Genomic DNA, 15,346 nt, shown 5'->3' with positions numbered 1-15,346 from the left:
TGGGGAATGGTAGGGGAGAAGAAGCGGAACAATCCGTGTTCTCCCAAGCAGGACATGAGATGAAGGATGTTGAATACAAATGTGAAATATATCGTTGTAACCAGGGATCAGTGTTCATTACCGCTTTGATTTGTAAGTAATCCCAATATGTGGAAACGCTTACTCGGGAGCTCGCTTCCGTACCTCCGCGCTGCCTTCAGGCCTTGGTAAACCGGCGGGGAAAAGCGCTTCAGCCCCGCAGGACTGCCCGGCTTTCGAGTCCGGCCAACTTCCGCCGCAGAGAGGTCTTTTCACCGGCGGATGCGTGCTGGAGATTAAGAGTTTCTTAGTATTAAAGGCCACGGTCACATGCTATAATTAAAAACGAAACGTTTCTTGTGCAAAATAACATCAAAAAAGTGCATCTATGCGCAAGAAACGCAGGGTCATCCGGAGGTCGAATGAGAATATTTAAGGGTGCACATGGTGTACGCCCATGCTGTTTGTCCTACACCTGGGAGCCGCTTCGGCTCTGCTTCTGTCTCCGGATTCCACGCTGGCTGCTGTGCTGGCAGGGCTGTTCTGTTACGGGGCTGCGCTCGCCGTAAGGACGGCCCTGTCCTACGGAGCGGCTTCCGTGCTCTCCGGCCTGCTTGCCGCCGCCGGAACCGTCTGTCTTCACGGCGGTTTCTGGCCGAAAGAGGAAGTACCCGCTGCGGGGGGCGGGACGGCCGCCGTCCTGTTCACGCTGCCGCTGCTGGCGGCCCTGGCGGCGGGAGCCGTCAGGGCGTCCGAGAAGGCCGGCGTTTCCCGCCCGGCGGCTCTCCCGCGTGCCCGCCTGGCGGTGTTTCTGGCCGCCTGGTTTCTGCTCGGCGCGGGGCGTCTGCTGGCGTTTCCGCCGGGCCCCGCATCCGCTGCCGTCAAGTACGATGACTGGGGGGGCGCCGTGCTTTTGCTTGGAGGAACGGCGCCCCTTGTCCTGGCGTTGATCCGTCTTCCTGCTCCATCCGCCCTGCCCCTGCAGCGCAGTCCCCTAAGAGATCCGGCGCTCTCCGCCGTCTGGACCGCTGCCGCCCTTCTGGCTCCCCCCTTGCTGCTCAGTCTCCTGCCTCTGCTCCTGACCGGCGCATACGGAGTTCACCCGCTGCTGTCGGGCTGGTGTTCCCTTACGCTGCTGCTCATCCTGCTCCTGCGGAGAAGGCCGGGGACTCCGGCAGCGTCCGAACAGGCCGCAGAAGCGGAAGCAGACGCAGTAACCGAAGCTCCGTCCGGCGGAACGCTGGAGGAAGCCCTGCTGGCGTTCGACTCGGCCGGCGCCTCCAGGGAGGAGGCGGGGGGACTGAGCGTCGTGAAGCCTCTGCTGAGGGGGATTGCCGGACTTCTCGGGGGAGCGGCCGCTGTGGTGCTCCGCTATGGGGAAGGCCGGACGGAGTCCGCGCTGGAGAGCATCGAGGAAGGGATGGAAGGGCCGGAGGCCCGAAGGGCTGCGGAAGAGGAGAGGGCCGGTTATCTCCGGCAGGTCATCATGATGGACGAGCCCGTCACCGGCTACCTGATCCTGAAGGGGCCGGTGAAGGAGCAGGCGCTCGGCAGGGAAGAAGGAGAACGGCTGGCGCTGCTGCTCTCTTCCCTGCGCTTCGCGCTGGAGAACGTCATTCTGGCGCGGGGCTTGTCGCTCCGGCTGCATGAGCTGGCGGCCCGCATGCCGCATGAGGTGAAGTTCGGCTGGCTGCGCCGGGCGCTGATCGACGGGCAGGAGCGCGAGCGTCTGCGCTTCGCCTCGGACCTGCACGACACGACCGCGCAGGATCTGATCTACGTCCGCAGCCGGCTGCTGCCGCTGCTCGAGCGCCTGCCCGAGGGCTCGGAGGAGGCGCGTCTGGCCGCCAGCGCCGCCGGCCATCTCGAGCTCATGAACGAGAACCTGCGGCAGACGCTCTTCGAGCTGAGCCCGCTGCAGCTGCAGCATCTCGGCCTGACCGGGGCGCTGCAGAAGCTCGCCGGGCTCGAGCAGGGCATGCAGGAGGCGGAGATCGAGTTCCGGGCGGAGGAGGCCGCAAGGCTCGAGCAGCTTCCGTCCGAGACGAAGCGGCAGCTGTTCCGTCTCGTCCAGGAGCTCCTGAACAATGCCCGCAAGCACGCGGACGCTTCCCGGATCGCCGTCGAGCTGTCGGCGGCGGAGCCTGGGAAGGTCCGCCTCCATTATACCGATGACGGCTCGGGCTTCGACCCGGACGCCGCAGCGGAGCGGGCCGGCCTGGGAGGCATCTCCTCCCCGGGCCTCGGTCTGCTGCAGATGCGCAGCCGTGTTCTGCTGCTGGAAGGCTCCTTCGAGCTGGTCTCTTCCCCGGGGCACGGCGTGCAGGTTACGATACAGATTCCCGTGAAAGAGGTACATGCCGTATGAACTACACGAAAAAAGTCCTGATTGTGGACGATCACCCGCTGATAGCGCAGGCCACCGCAGATCTCGTGCGGGGCCTGGAGAATGTACAGGTCATCGGCATTGCCGGCACCGGTGCCGGATGTCTTGAGCTTATCGCCAGCGAGCTGCCCGATGTGGTGCTCCTCGACTTCCATCTTCCGGACCGGCTCGGCGACGGGCTCGCCTCCGAGATCAAGGAGAAGTACCCGTCCGTGCATATCATTATTTTTACGGGCGTCGATGTTTCGGAGCTCTACACGCACTTCATCCAGATCGGCGTGAGCGGCATCCTCAGCAAGGAGTCGAGCCCCGAGGTCATCAAGCTGATGGTGAGCGCGGTGATTCACGGGCAGACCCTGCTGCCGCAGGATTATTTCCGCCGGATCCGCTTTACGTCAGACCCGGAGGAAGCCCAGCCCCTGACCGAGGATGAAGTGTATATCATGACGATGGTGATCGCAGGCGCGACCAATGAGCAGATCGCCCGGGACATCCAGATGAGCAAGCGTTCGGTGGATAACTACCTGAGGCGCATCTACGATAAATTCGGCGTCCGCTCCCGCGCGCAGGCGGTGGACCGCTTCCTGCAGCTCCAGCAGAAGACGAAGCTGCGGTAAGGTCCGGGGGAGAGGGCGGATTTCCTGAGTTTTTCAGGAAAAAATCGGCTTTTTCCCGTTTCCTCCTGAATGTTTCGGCTTTAATCGGTGTATAATGGAACTATATGAACCTATTATAGTAAAATAGATCAATATTGCCTCACTGTGAGATGAGCCAAGGAGGAACCGGTTATGGATCAAATTTCATCTCTGTCGGAACTGCTGGCAGAGCAGAAAGCGTCATCTTATATAGAAATTCCCGGCGTGAAATCGCGCACGTTCGGACAAACGACGCTTTCCACCACGCTTCCCATGAGCAAGCTGTTTGCCATTTACGAGGTGGACTTGGAAGTACAGCGCGCGATCGTCCCTCAGAACCTCTCGAAGATGATGGACTACATCATGCTCTATCTGGACCACGGGCAGGGCATCTACTTCCCGGGCATCATCCTGTCGGCCCGCGGAGCCGGCGAGTATGACAACTCGGCCAAGGTATACCGCCTGCAGGCGATCGAGAAGCTCTACGTCGTGGACGGACAGCACCGTCTGGCCGCCTTCCGCCGCCTGATGGAGACGCTGCAGAGCGCCATGGCGCGGGCCAAGGACCGGCGTGAATACGACCGGATGGAAGAGATCAGCGCGAAGCTCAGCAAGCTGTACTCTTTCCCGATGTCGACGATGATCTATCTCGATATCAACGCCCGCCAGGAGCGGCAGCTCTTCTCCGATATCAACAAGCTTCCGCGCAAGATCGGCGGCAACCTGGCCGTGCTCCGCGAGCAGCGCCGGTTCTACCATGTGCTCGCTTCGCGTCTGGCTGAAGAGGCGCCGGTCATGAAGCGCATTCCGGTTGACATGTTCACCGAGCGGGGCAAGGGGCCGGAGTATCTGTTCTCCTACCATCTCTTGATTGAAGTGCTCATCGGCCTGTTCGAAGGGCGCCTGAAGTCCGCCGCCCGCAACAACGGCTACTACTTCGAGGAGAAAGAGATCGAGGAGCACCTGAAGCTCGCTTCCCTGTATTTCGAAAGCCTGCTGAAGTACCTGCCGGAGCCGGAGAAAGGCGAGCTGTGCTGGTCCGAGAACCTGCAGATCGCCCTCGCCATGTTCTTCCACGACGAAGTGACGAAGACCGGCACGTTCAACAAATATGCGCTGGATCATGCGCTCAAAATTCTGCCGCACATCGATTGGAATGCAATCTACACCGGCGATGAGAAGGACCGTCTGCCAAGACGCTCCCGGATCATGAAGGCGTATCAGTTCGTCCGTGACTTCTACGACGAGCATCATCTGTTCCTGATCCGCTCCGATAATGATCCTTACGAATCCGGTTCCGAGGAGGATGCCAGCTAATGGACGGCTTAAACCTGCAAATGACCATCCATCCGTTCTGTGACCGTTACGGTCTCGCGACGGTGCCTGTGGAAGTCAAGGATCTGCTCAACTATACGTCGATCGACCCGATGGTGCAGCGCAAGCTCAGCGGGGGACAGCGCCGCAAGATCGCCAACTATCTCCAGGAGCGCGAGCTCGACCGGGTCTTCTTCGGCCCGGTAACGCTGAGCCTGCGCGACGTCAGCTCGCTGGCGAAGACCGAAGAGGGCCTCTTCCTGCGCCCGGGCTCGAAGCTCAGCATTCTCGACGGGCAGCACCGGATCCTGGCGCTCGGCTATGTGAACGAGCAGATGCTGAAGGAGTCGCGTTCCCTCGAGCGGAAGGTGGCGGCGATGAAAGTGAAGGTCCGCCGTTCGCCGGAGGATACCGAGCTCGCTTCGGAGCTGGAGCTTCTGGAGGGCCAGGTGGAGCAGCTCGAACGCCGCCGCCTGGAGCTGATGGAGAGCGAGCTTGCCGTGCAGATCTACATCGGGCTGAGCGAAGAGGAGGAGAAGCAGCTCTTCGGCGACATCAACTCGAAGGTGCAGCTGGTGAGCAAGGAGCTCGGCCACTCGTTCGACTCGATCGATCCGCTGAATCTCGTGATCCAGCAGGCGGTGGACCACAATGTCTTCCTGAAGGGGGCAGGCGTGGAGCGCCGTGCGAACCTGACGGCCTACAACAAGAACTTCACGTCGTTCTCCTGGCTGTACTCGACGGCGACCATGCTGTTCACGGGCAAAATGCAGCCTTCCTACGAGCTGGCCCGCCGGATCAAGCAGGACCCTTCGCAGTATATCGAGATTCTGCACCAGTTCTACTCGGCTCTGATTCCGCTGATGCCCGAGCAGCCGGGGCTGCCGCAGTACAGCTCCTCCGCCCGTGCCATGCAGGAGAGCATCGCGCTGTATGCGCACCGCTACCTCTTCACGGACGGCAAGTACACGAAGAACTGGACCTCGTGCCTCAGCATCTTCGAGGGCTTCGACTGGACGCACGAGAACGAGCTGCTCGTCGAGCGGTTCGGCGTGCTGGACAACGGCAAGCTGAATCTCATTCACGAGAAGTCGCTGCGCAAGCACGGCAAGCTCGTCCAGCTGTTCCAGGAGCTGAAGGGCGAACCGGTAACGGAAGACGAGGCGGACGAAGCTTCGGCATAAGGTTCTTCAGACGGTTCAACCCCTGGTTCTCTATGAAAAAAGCTCCGCTCTTTCTCCCTGCAGCAGGGAGAAGGGGCGGAGCTTTTTGGGTTGGGGAACCGGCCGGCCGGCTTAAGGGGCGGTCAGCCGGTTCACCACGAGCAGGGCCGAGCCGGTCACGATCGCTTCCTCGCCGAGCGAGCCGTGGCTGAACACGACCTGATAGGTAGGATAGTAGTAAGTGCGCTGGACGGCCACGCGGGTGGCCGTATGGAAGAAGCCCGAATAGCTGCTGACCAGAGGGCCGCCGAGAATGACCTTCTCGGGGTGGAGAATGTTGAGCAGGTTCGCGAGTCCGATCCCGAAGAAGGTGGCTGCCTGCGTGAACAGCTCCACGGTCAAAGGGTCGTTCTCCTGCAGCGCCGTCTGCAGGTGGGCGAAGGTGATCCGCTCGGGATCCGGCTCAAGCCGTGCGAGCAGGCTGTCGTGTCCCCGCTTCAGCAGGGACTGGGCCTGATGCTCCAGGGCGGGAATCGAAGCGTAGGATTCCAGCGCCCCGTAATTGCCCTGGCCCCACAGGCGGGGGCCGTCGCTCTGGACGATCATCTGCCCGAGCGACCCCTCCATATCGACGGCGCCGTACACGACCTGGCCGTTGGTCATCATCGCCGAGCGCAGGCCTACCCCGGCATGGATGTACAGCATATGCCGGTAGTCACGCTCGCGGTCGGACCACGATTCGCCGATCAGGGCGGCATTCGCGCCGTTCTCGAGCAGCACCGGAAAGCCGAGCCGGTGCTCGAGATACGGCGCGATGCTGAGATTCGCCCAGCCTCCCGACGGGAAGTGCAGCGGGTCGATCAGCGTGCCGGATTCGCGGTCGAGGGGGCCGACAGCGCCGATGCCAAGGCCGAGCACCTTGTCGTGCGCGATGCCGTGCCGCTCCAGCATCTCGAGCGCCGCCTCGGCGATGCGGTCCAGGAGCAGGGCCGGCGTGAGCTCCTCCGTCATGGCCCAGCGCCTGCTCTCCAGCTTGTTCATCCGCAGGTCAAAGAGGATGAGCCGGGAATGAATGCGGGAGAGGTCCAGCCCGAAGACGTAGCCGTAGTGCGGGTTGATCTCGTAGAGAATCGGCCGCCGGCCGCCCGTGGATTCGCCGAAGCCCGCTTCGAGGATCAGCCCCTGGGCTGTCAGCTCCTCGAGCGTGCGGGTCAGGGTGCTGCCGGTGAGGCCGCTTTTGTCCAGAAGCTCGATCTTCGATACCGTTCCCCGGCGCCGGATGCTCTCGAAGATATCCTTGTGCTTGCGGCCGGCGATCCGCCCTTCAAGCGTCATTTGTTCCGTGTGTGCCATGATAGTCCTCCAAATCCGGGTGCCTTAGTCAGTTAATCCTATAGTAACTGATTCCGGCCTGCCGTGCATCATGGAATTGCTTCGCGGAGGGGAGCGGAGGCGGCTCCTGCGGGCCTGGTCAGGCTTCAAGTTCTTTATGGAGACGAAATCTGGTAAAATAGGGCTTAGTTTGCCGGGAGAGGGGAATCCTACACGCAATGGTACAGGAACAAATGGAGCAGGAACCATGGTATGAAAAAAGCTTCGGGCGGGACTATCTGCTCGTTTACAAGCATCGGGATATGCAGGGGGCGTACGAAGAGGTGCGCCGCATGATGGAATGGCTCGAGCTTCCGGAAGGCTCCGAGGTGCTCGACCTCTGCTGCGGGATGGGACGCCATTCGAAGGCGCTTCACTCGTTCGGTTTCCGGGTGACGGGCGTCGACCTGTCGGAGGTGCTTCTGGAGGAAGCGGTCAAGGGAGATCCGGCGGGCGAGGTGCGCTGGCTGCGGGGGGATATGCGCGACGTGCCGCTCGAAGGCCCCTTCGATGCCGTCGTCAATCTCTTCACCTCGTTCGGGTACTTCGACGACGAGGGGGACAACATGCGGGTGCTCCGCGAAATTCACCGGCTGCTCGCGCCGGGAGGGCGGTTCATCATCGATTATCTGAACCCTTCCTATGTAGAGGAGCATCTGGTGCCCGCTTCGGCGCGTGAGGAAGAGGGTATCCGCATCGAAGAGAAGCGGCGGATCGAGGACGGCTTCGTCAAAAAGACGATTGTGCTCCGGGATCTCCAGGGCGGAGAGGAACGGGAATATCGCGAGCAGGTGCGGTTGATTCCTCAGGAGCGGTTCCTGGCTATGCTGCAGGAAGCCTGTCTCGAGGTGGATGCCGTCTATGGGGGCTACGATGCGGAGCCTTACCGGGAAGCCGGCTCGAAGCGGATGATCTTTGTAGGGCGGAGGAGAGCTTAGCATGCCGGAAGAACGCAAACCAAACACCGGTGCACCGGTAACCTCCCACGACGGGATTCTCCAGGTCAAGGTGCCCCTGCCGTTCCCGCTGCGCTGGGTGAACGCGTATCTGGTGCCGGGAGAGGCGGGCTGGACCCTGATCGATCCGGGCCTGCGCACCGAAGCGGCCGAGGGGCTCTGGGAGACCGTGCTGGCGGATCAGGGCATCGGCTGGCGCAGCATCGAACGGATCGTGCTGACGCATCACCACCCGGATCATTACGGTCTCGCCGGCTGGTTCCAGGAGCGCACCGGCGCGCCGGTCTTCCTCTCGGAGACGGGGCTCCGGCAGGTGCGCCTGCTCTGGGGCGAGGGACAGCCGATGACGGGCCAGCTCATGGAGCTGTTCCGCCGGCACGGTCTGCCTGAAGAGCTGGACGGGCCGATGCGCGGGCATATGGACGGCTTCGTGCCGTCCGTGTCGCCCCAGCCGCAGGTTACGGCGATCCGGGCCGGAGAACCCTTCCGGCTCGGGGATGCGCTCTACGAGACGATTGAGACGCCAGGCCATGCGGCAGGGCATATCATCTTCTTCCGGCCGGAGACCGGCATCATGTTCTGCGGCGATCATGTGCTGCCGCAGATCTCGCCGAACGTGAGCTACCTGCCCGGCGGCATCGACGAGAACCCGCTGGCGAGCTATCTGGCCAGCCTCGCGGACATCGCGCGCTGCGAAGTCCGGCTCGCGTTCCCGGGCCACCGGGAGCCGTTCGCCCATCTGGCGCGCCGGGCACAGGAGCTCCTCGCGCATCACGATGAGCGTCTGAAGGCGATGCAGGCCCTTGTCGGCGAGGGCGGCACGGCCTATGAAGTATGCCGTGCCTCGTTCGGCGACCGGCTTACGCTCCATCAGCTGCGCTTCGCCTTGGCGGAGACGCTGGCGCACCTGATCTGGCTGCGCGAAGCGGGCCGGCTGCGGGAGACGGAGGCGGACGGGCGGGTGCGGTACGAGCCTCTGCAGCTCACCGTATAAAGTGTTTGGTCCAAGCAGAATAGGTTAATAGGGCTGCAATCAGGCGGCCCGCTGTGCTTCATTCCGGTTGATCCGGCCGCTTCGGCCGGGACGGGGGAGCCGGCGGGCCGTTTTTTTCGCCCAACGTCTTCTTCATACTATGCCCATTCTCCAAGCCGGACCGGAACCGGCACGGCCCTTCCTGAATTTGTCTGCGGCACGGGGGCCGCTGCCGGGATAAAGGAGAAGGATGGATATTTTGCTCCCTTCCGGGAAAAATAAACCATCAGGATCACAACTCACCGGAGGTGCTTCAGATGAAGCTTATGTCACCAAGTTACACCGGCCGGCGCAAGGCGGCCTGGCTGGCCGCTGCCGTTCTGGCCTTATCCCTGATGACCGGATGCGGCAATGACGAGGCAGCGCCGGCGCCGGGAACCGAGAATAACGGGCAGCAGGGGGGAACAACGCAGGGCGGAGGAACCGCCGACACCGCCAAGAAAGGGCAGCAGGGGGATACGGCGGCACAGAAGCCGGCCGAGAAGATCAGCCTGGCGCAGATCACTTACAGTGACGCGGACCGCAAAGGGATTGCCGACGTAGCCAAAATCCAGGAGCTCGCCAAGGTGTATGTGCCCCAGCAGGGAACGGCCGATGAGAAGTTCGATCAGGTCGGGGGCGGACAGAAGCAGGTGACGCTCAAGTATGCGAAGATGAGCATCATCGAATCCGCCAGCGAGATCAAGCCTGCCGGAACGGTAGAGAAGGAAGAGAATGTGACGCTGAAGCAGGGATCCGGCAAGTTCGTTACTGTAGGCGGACAGGATACGCTCTACTTTAAGATGGAAGACACGTTCATCGCGCTGCAGTCGGCCAAGGGGCTGTCGCGGGCGGAACTGCAGGCTATCGCCGAAACGATGGCTCCGCTGTGACCGGACAGATCTAATCGATCGGCTCTGCGGAGCCGATATAAAGGAACAGGAATGGCGCTTCCGTGAGGCGCTCCTGTTCCTTTTTCTTATTCTCTAAATATTATTCGATATTTTTCGACTAACTAGGTAATTGAATCCACTCAATCGACAAATGAATGTCGAATGATATAATAGAATCACAGCAAGGCACTCATACATCTTAGGAGGAATATCGTGAAAAAGCTGACTTTTACCGTTCTGTCGTCTGTTGTTGCCGCCTCTCTGATCGCTTCCGCTGCTGTGGCAGCGCCGAAAGAAGGCAAAGGCTCTTCCAAGGGTGTAAGCAGTGAGAATACCCAGGAAAAGAGCACGGAAACTACCACGAAAGCTGCAAGCGAGAAGCAGCTGAAAGTGAAAGTGAAAGAAGAAGAGGCTGTAACGGTAACCGAGGACACGTACGGCAAGGGTAAAGGCAAAGGCAAAGTGCCTCCAGGGCTGCAGCGCGCGTATGAGAACAACAAGGACAAGCCGTCCGGTGCGGTTCTGGGCGCTCTCCTTCAGAAGTACGGCGTAGAAGTACAGACGCCGGAAGAATTGACGACGCTCGCCGAGGAGCTCGAAGTGCAGGGCGAGACGGAAACGGCTGTCGAAGTGCAGAAGGAAGCCGTGAAGGCGGACCTGAAGAACCTCAAGCTGTACAAGAAGCTGGCCCAGCTCCAGAAGAAGCTTGGACAAGCTGAAGGCATCAAAGCCTTCGTCAACGGCGTAGAGCCGAAGTTCGAAGTAGCGCCGTTCATTAAAGACGGCAGCACGCTGGTACCATTCCGCGCGATTGCCGAGTCCCTGCAGGCGGAAGTGGCCTGGAATGCGGAAGAGCGCTCCGTTACCGTTACCCGCGGTGAGACGGTCGTGAAGCTGTTCATCGGCAGCACGACAGCCATCGTGAACGGGGAAGAGGTAACGCTGGAAGTGGCTGCACAGATCGAGAACGGTTCGACGGTCATCCCTGTCCGTTTCGTGAGCGAGTCCCTGAACGCTGATGTTCAGTGGGAGCCGGAATCCCAGAGCGTTGTTATCGTAGACGAGACGATCGCAGCTGAAGAAACGGCAGCCGAAGAGACCGTTACGGAAGAAGCGGCAGCCGAAGAAGCGGCGGCAGCTGAAACGACGACGGAAGAGGCCGCTGCAGTGGATGCGGCAGCTGAAACGACGACGGAAGCTTCTACTGAAACAGCGACAGAAACAACAACAGAAACAACGACAGAAACAACAACAGAAACAACGACGGATACAGCGATTCAATTCTAATTTTGACGATAACGAAAAGACGTCCTGAGCCTTTGCTCGGGGACGTCTTTTTTTATCTTATATTTGGGATGATTCAGGTAACCGGCTCGAGCGCCGCTTCCTTTTGGGCCTGCTTGCGGTGGGCGATGCGGGATGCGGCCGCCGCCGCAATGGCTCCGACGATATCGTCGAGGAACGTATGCTTATGCTCGCCCCTCTTGTCATTGAGCCTCCCGATGATGCCCGGCTTTGACTTATCGATGTAGCCGAAGTTGGTAAAGCCGATGCTTCCGTATACATTGACGATCGAGAGGGCGAGCACCTCGTCGCAGCCGTACAGGCTCTCGTCATTCTCGACCATCTCCTGCAGCGGGGAGAGCAGTTTGCCTTCCTCCGACAGCTTATCGAGTTGAATGCCGGTGAGAATCGCATTCTGCACTTCCCGCTTGGAGAGGACCTGCTCGACGCTCTCGCGGCATTCTTCGGGCGTCAGGGAGTCGTAATATCCGTTCTGCAGGAAAAACGTCAGCTCCGTAATATCTTCCACCGTAACGCCCCGCTCCTCGAGCCAGGCTCTTGAGGCTTCGGCAACCTTCTTGCTGTTCAAGCTGTAGGGATTCATGGACGGGTAGCCTCCTTACGGTTCTGAGAAGAGTTCCAGCCGGTTTTTGCCGCGCTGTTTGGATGCGTACATCGCCGCATCCGCGCACTTCAGGAGCGTATCCAGGTCCTTGCCGTCATCCGGATAGAATGAAGCTCCGATGGAGGAGGAGATCCGGATGCCGCGGCCGCCGATGTCGAAGGGCTGGCTCAGGGCATCGCCGATGCGCCTGCCGATCTTGAGGATATCCTCCTTGATCTCGAACTGCTGCAGGAGCAGCACGAATTCATCTCCGCCGAGACGGCATACGGTGTCGGGCTCCCGGATCGAGTGGGAGAGCCGCGAGGCCGCCAGGATCAGCAGCTCGTCACCGGCAGCATGACCGAACGAATCGTTCACCTGCTTGAAATCATCCATGTCGAGGTAGAGCACGGCGAGTTTATGATGATACCGCTTGGCCATGTACAGGGCCTGCATGAAGCGGTCCTGGAACAGCCGGCGGTTCGGAAGGCCCGTCAGCGCATCATAGTAAGCGAGCCGGCTGAGGCGCTCCTCTTGCTGCTTGAACGCCGTGATATCCCGCGCCGCGATGACCGCATGCCCATCCTCCAGCGGATAGCCCTTGCCTTCGAGCCAGAGCAGTCTGCCGCTGCGGAGCACTACGCGAAAGTCGAGCGTGAAGGCCCTGCCGTCCCGTACTAGCTCCACGCAGGCGTCCTCGAGTTCGGGAAGATCGGCGGCATAGACCCGGCCGGACAGCCTGGCACCGGCATTGTCGGCGGGAGCGACGCCAAGCGGCTCCTCTCCATCCTGATCCACGAACCACAGCCAATCCGGCGACTGCTGAAGTGCCCGGGGATACCAAGCTTCCGGAATGAGTCCATGCAGACGGTTTTCCATGGCGAATCACCTCTTTTTGGAAAAACACATCTATCCTTATAGGCACCGGATTTATGGCAAATCAAGAATGCCCTCCTGGCGGCGGAGGGAGGGCTTGGCACAAGTTTTAGTCATAAACTTGTCTCTTCCCCGTATACATGAAGTAAAACGGACAAACACCCCGTAAACCCAAGGAGGAAACGCCATGAAACCCTACCGCTGGACCCGGATCGCCGCCGCCGCCGGCATTGTCGCCCTGCTGACTTCCGGCTGTTCGCTGCTTGAATCCAAAGACCAATCCCTGCAGATCGATCCTCCCCAGACGACCGGAACGGACGCAGTGCCGACAAGCGCCAAGGCGGCGTCGACGGCGATAGCCAATCCGATGCAGATCACGATCTATGCCAAGGACGAGAAAGGCTTCGTCGCACCGATCGCCCTGCAGATCGAGAAGACCGAGAGTGCGGCCCGCAAGGCGCTGGAGTACATGGTGGACGGGGGAGCGGTGCAGGGGCAGCTGCCGGCCGGCTTCACAAGCCTGCTCCCGAAGGGGACCGAGATCCGCGGCATCGACATCAACAAGGAACAAAAACTTGCTACTGTTGATTTCTCCAAAATGTTCACGGATTATAACCTGGCGGACGAACGGAAAATCCTGGAGGGCCTGACCTGGACGCTGACGAATTTCCCTTCGGTCGAGAAGGTGCAGATCCGCGTGGAGGGTAAGGCGCTGACCGAGATGCCGGTAGGGGAGACGCCGCTCGACGAACCCCTGACCCGGGCGCTCGGCATCAACCTCGAGAAGCCGGACCAGGTGGAGTACGGCCAGACGACGCCGGTGACGCTCTACTTCCTGAACCAGAACCAGGAGGAGTTCACGTATTACGTGCCCGTTACCCGGCTGATCCAGCGGACCGACCAGGTGGACGAGGCCGTGATCGAGCAGCTGATCGCCGGGCCCGACCAGAAGAAGGGTCTGACGGCGGTGCTTCCGGGGGCGCAGCTGCTTAAGGTCAGCCGGGCGGACGACGTCATCACCGTCAACTTCACGGAGACCATGCTCGGGGCGGACAAGAAGGCGCCGGCCGAAGCGCTCAAGGCGGTCGTGCTCTCGCTCACGGAGAATGCCGGCGCCGGATCGAAGGTCCAGATCCTCGTGAACGGCGAAGCCAAGGTCGCCGCAACCGACAACCAAAGCTACGCGAAGCCGGTTAGCCGTCCGGCGGCCGTCAACCAGCTGAAACTCTAGGCGGCGGCACCATCCGCTTCGCTTCCATCCAGCGCCTTTTGCCCGGAGAACCCGGCGGAAGGCGCTTTGTATTTGGTGTGGGGACCCGCCGCAGATGAGGTTTGGATTTCCAGAGGGCCTCTGTTACAATGGGAGTCGTCAAGCCAAAGGAGGATTCAGGAAGCACATGAGAAACGATGGCAGAAAAGCGGATGAAACGAGACCTTTAACGATTACCGCCCATTATAATAAACATGCCGAAGGCTCGGTTCTGATCGAAATGGGAGATACCAAAGTCATCTGTACGGCAACCGTGGAGGAGCGGGTTCCCCCATTCATGAAGGGCCAGGGCAAAGGCTGGGTTACAGCGGAGTACTCGATGCTGCCGCGGGCGACGAATGTCCGGAACCAGCGCGAGGCGGCGAAGGGCAAGCTCGGCGGCCGGACGATGGAGATTCAGCGGCTGATCGGCCGGGCGCTGCGGAGCGTGGTCAGTCTGGAGGCGCTCGGGGAGCGTTCGGTCACGCTGGACTGCGACGTCATTCAAGCGGACGGGGGAACACGCACCACCTCGATCACCGGCGCCTTCGTGGCGATGGTCTTCGCGATGGACAAGATCGCCCGCGAGAAGAACCTGAGCCGGTTCCCGGTGAATGATTTCCTGGCTTCCGTCTCGGTCGGAGTGATCGGAGAGACCCCTTATCTCGACCTCAACTATGAAGAGGATTCGAAAGCCAAAGTCGATATGAACGTCGTCATGACGGGCGGCGGGGCCTTCGTGGAAGTGCAGGGCACAGGCGAAGAAGCGCCGTTCACCCGCAGGGAGCTCGACGAGCTGCTGGGTCTGGCCGAAGGCGGCATCCTGGGTGTGATCGAGGAGCAGAAGCGGGTGCTTGGCCCGATCGCCGACAAGATCAAGGGGGCTTCCCATGCGGCAGCTCGGAACTGAAGTCGTCATCGCGACCCGGAACGCCGGCAAGGTCCGGGAATTCGCGGCCCTCTTCGGACAGCAGGGGATTGCGGTGAAGAGCCTGCTCGACTATCCGTCGATTCCCGATATTCCGGAAGACGGGGAGACCTTCGCGGCGAATGCGCTGATCAAGGCAAGAGCCGTGGCACAGCATCTCGGCGTATCGGCGCTGGCCGATGACTCCGGGCTGTGCGTCGACCGGCTCGGCGGGGCGCCGGGCGTGTATTCGGCCCGCTATGCCGGCGAGCCCTCGGACGATGCGGCGAACAACCGCAAGCTGCTCGAAGAGCTGCGCCGCCTCGGCCCCGCCGGGGAGCCGGCGAGCGGGGGGCCGGCGCTGCTGAGCCCGGCCCGCTTCGTCTGCGCAATGGCGCTGGTCGACGCCGAAGGGCGGACCGCCGCCGAGGTCGAAGGCACATGCGAAGGCGCGATTATCGGGGAGCCGCGCGGCGCGGGCGGCTTCGGCTACGATCCACTCTTCTATGTGCCGGAGCTCGGCCGCACGCTCTCGGAGCTGGCGATGGAGGAGAAGAACAAGCTCAGCCACAGGGGACAGGCCCTGCGCAGGCTGATGGACGTCCTGAAGGGCGGCGCTCCTTCCGCCTGACCCTGCTCGGTTAACGGAGGGGGAAGCGGACAGGCTGCGCCCAAGCA

At 61.3% G+C, this 15,346-nt stretch carries 14 protein-coding genes; 11 read left to right on the top strand and 3 right to left on the bottom strand.

The features are described from left to right. Positions 1–475 precede the first annotated feature (475 nt). The 4 genes from PM3016_RS29790 (at position 476) to PM3016_RS29775 (ending at position 5,537) form a co-directional block, all read left to right on the top strand. A complete protein-coding gene (locus PM3016_RS29790) occupies positions 476–2,386 on the top strand; it encodes a sensor histidine kinase (RefSeq protein WP_013920173.1) in 1,911 nt (636 codons plus the stop codon). Continuing rightward, on the top strand, positions 2,383–3,021 hold the full coding sequence (locus tag PM3016_RS29785; RefSeq protein WP_013920172.1) for a response regulator transcription factor: 639 nt from the start codon (positions 2,383–2,385) through the stop codon (positions 3,019–3,021). The genes PM3016_RS29790 and PM3016_RS29785 overlap by 4 nt, the downstream gene beginning before the upstream one ends. A 171-nt stretch (positions 3,022–3,192) precedes the next feature. Beyond that, complete coding sequence (locus PM3016_RS29780; RefSeq protein WP_014371986.1) at positions 3,193–4,356, top strand: DGQHR domain-containing protein; 1,164 nt, start codon at positions 3,193–3,195, stop codon at positions 4,354–4,356. After that, positions 4,356–5,537: a DNA sulfur modification protein DndB gene (locus tag PM3016_RS29775; protein WP_013920170.1), complete on the top strand. Its 1,182-nt coding sequence runs from the start codon at positions 4,356–4,358 to the stop codon at positions 5,535–5,537. Before PM3016_RS29780 ends, PM3016_RS29775 begins: the two co-directional genes overlap by 1 nt. A 111-nt stretch (positions 5,538–5,648) precedes the next feature. Here PM3016_RS29775 and PM3016_RS29770 read toward each other — a convergent pair whose 3' ends face one another. Further along, positions 5,649–6,869: an ROK family transcriptional regulator gene (locus PM3016_RS29770; RefSeq protein WP_014371985.1), complete on the bottom strand. Its 1,221-nt coding sequence runs from the start codon at positions 6,867–6,869 to the stop codon at positions 5,649–5,651. 197 nt (positions 6,870–7,066) lie between these two features. Between PM3016_RS29770 and PM3016_RS29765 the strand changes: the two genes are divergently transcribed. The 4 genes from PM3016_RS29765 to PM3016_RS29750 all read left to right on the top strand — a co-directional run bounded on the left by PM3016_RS29765 (position 7,067) and on the right by PM3016_RS29750 (position 11,035). Then, a complete protein-coding gene (locus PM3016_RS29765; RefSeq protein ID WP_013920168.1) occupies positions 7,067–7,825 on the top strand; it encodes a class I SAM-dependent methyltransferase in 759 nt (252 codons plus the stop codon). A gap of 1 nt (position 7,826) precedes the next feature. Continuing rightward, positions 7,827–8,837, top strand: coding sequence for an MBL fold metallo-hydrolase (locus PM3016_RS29760; RefSeq protein WP_014371983.1), 1,011 nt, complete (start codon positions 7,827–7,829; stop codon positions 8,835–8,837). Positions 8,838–9,133: 296 nt separating this feature from the next. Next, the gene (locus PM3016_RS29755) at positions 9,134–9,748 is read left to right on the top strand and encodes a hypothetical protein (RefSeq protein WP_014371982.1); all 615 of its coding nucleotides are present in this window, start codon (positions 9,134–9,136) and stop codon (positions 9,746–9,748) included. A gap of 213 nt (positions 9,749–9,961) precedes the next feature. After that, positions 9,962–11,035, top strand: coding sequence for a copper amine oxidase N-terminal domain-containing protein (locus tag PM3016_RS29750; protein WP_014371981.1), 1,074 nt, complete (start codon positions 9,962–9,964; stop codon positions 11,033–11,035). A gap of 73 nt (positions 11,036–11,108) precedes the next feature. On the opposite strand, the gene PM3016_RS29745 is transcribed toward PM3016_RS29750, so the two are convergent. Together PM3016_RS29745 and PM3016_RS29740 are read right to left on the bottom strand one after the other, a co-directional pair. After that, a complete protein-coding gene (locus PM3016_RS29745) occupies positions 11,109–11,636 on the bottom strand; it encodes a phosphatidylglycerophosphatase A family protein (RefSeq protein ID WP_013920163.1) in 528 nt (175 codons plus the stop codon). Positions 11,637–11,651: 15 nt separating this feature from the next. After that, on the bottom strand, positions 11,652–12,515 hold the full coding sequence (locus tag PM3016_RS29740; protein ID WP_014371980.1) for a sensor domain-containing diguanylate cyclase: 864 nt from the start codon (positions 12,513–12,515) through the stop codon (positions 11,652–11,654). A gap of 184 nt (positions 12,516–12,699) precedes the next feature. On the opposite strand from PM3016_RS29740, the gene PM3016_RS29735 reads away from it, so the two are divergent. The 3 genes from PM3016_RS29735 (at position 12,700) to PM3016_RS29725 (ending at position 15,299) form a co-directional block, all read left to right on the top strand. After that, positions 12,700–13,743, top strand: a complete 1,044-nt coding sequence (locus PM3016_RS29735) for a GerMN domain-containing protein (RefSeq protein WP_014371979.1) — start codon at positions 12,700–12,702, stop codon at positions 13,741–13,743. A gap of 166 nt (positions 13,744–13,909) precedes the next feature. Next, a complete protein-coding gene (gene rph, locus PM3016_RS29730; RefSeq protein ID WP_014371978.1) occupies positions 13,910–14,671 on the top strand; it encodes a ribonuclease PH in 762 nt (253 codons plus the stop codon). Then, positions 14,652–15,299, top strand: coding sequence for an XTP/dITP diphosphatase (locus PM3016_RS29725; protein ID WP_014371977.1), 648 nt, complete (start codon positions 14,652–14,654; stop codon positions 15,297–15,299). Before rph ends, PM3016_RS29725 begins: the two co-directional genes overlap by 20 nt. The last annotated feature ends 47 nt before the right edge of the window (positions 15,300–15,346 follow it).

The sequence above is a fragment of the Paenibacillus mucilaginosus 3016 genome (assembly GCF_000250655.1).
Lineage (GTDB): Bacteria > Bacillota > Bacilli > Paenibacillales > NBRC-103111 > Paenibacillus_G > Paenibacillus_G mucilaginosus.
The sequence above is the reverse complement of the archived record's forward strand: the minus strand, read 5'-3'. Positions and strand labels throughout refer to the sequence as shown.

Excerpts from the sequence above, each read along its gene's own strand:
- PM3016_RS29740 (WP_014371980.1), bottom strand. The coding sequence starts at position 12,515 with ATGGAAAACCGTCTGCATGGACTCATTCCGGAAGCTTGGTATCCCCGG.
- PM3016_RS29790 (WP_013920173.1), top strand. The coding sequence starts at position 476 with ATGCTGTTTGTCCTACACCTGGGAGCCGCTTCGGCTCTGCTTCTGTCT.
- PM3016_RS29735 (WP_014371979.1), top strand. The coding sequence starts at position 12,700 with ATGAAACCCTACCGCTGGACCCGGATCGCCGCCGCCGCCGGCATTGTC.
- PM3016_RS29765 (WP_013920168.1), top strand. The coding sequence starts at position 7,067 with ATGGTACAGGAACAAATGGAGCAGGAACCATGGTATGAAAAAAGCTTC.
- PM3016_RS29755 (WP_014371982.1), top strand. The coding sequence starts at position 9,134 with ATGAAGCTTATGTCACCAAGTTACACCGGCCGGCGCAAGGCGGCCTGG.
- PM3016_RS29770 (WP_014371985.1), bottom strand. The coding sequence starts at position 6,869 with ATGGCACACACGGAACAAATGACGCTTGAAGGGCGGATCGCCGGCCGC.
- PM3016_RS29745 (WP_013920163.1), bottom strand. The coding sequence starts at position 11,636 with ATGAATCCCTACAGCTTGAACAGCAAGAAGGTTGCCGAAGCCTCAAGA.
- PM3016_RS29780 (WP_014371986.1), top strand. The coding sequence starts at position 3,193 with ATGGATCAAATTTCATCTCTGTCGGAACTGCTGGCAGAGCAGAAAGCG.
- rph (WP_014371978.1), top strand. The coding sequence starts at position 13,910 with ATGAGAAACGATGGCAGAAAAGCGGATGAAACGAGACCTTTAACGATT.
- PM3016_RS29775 (WP_013920170.1), top strand. The coding sequence starts at position 4,356 with ATGGACGGCTTAAACCTGCAAATGACCATCCATCCGTTCTGTGACCGT.
- PM3016_RS29725 (WP_014371977.1), top strand. The coding sequence starts at position 14,652 with ATGCGGCAGCTCGGAACTGAAGTCGTCATCGCGACCCGGAACGCCGGC.
- PM3016_RS29785 (WP_013920172.1), top strand. The coding sequence starts at position 2,383 with ATGAACTACACGAAAAAAGTCCTGATTGTGGACGATCACCCGCTGATA.
- PM3016_RS29760 (WP_014371983.1), top strand. The coding sequence starts at position 7,827 with ATGCCGGAAGAACGCAAACCAAACACCGGTGCACCGGTAACCTCCCAC.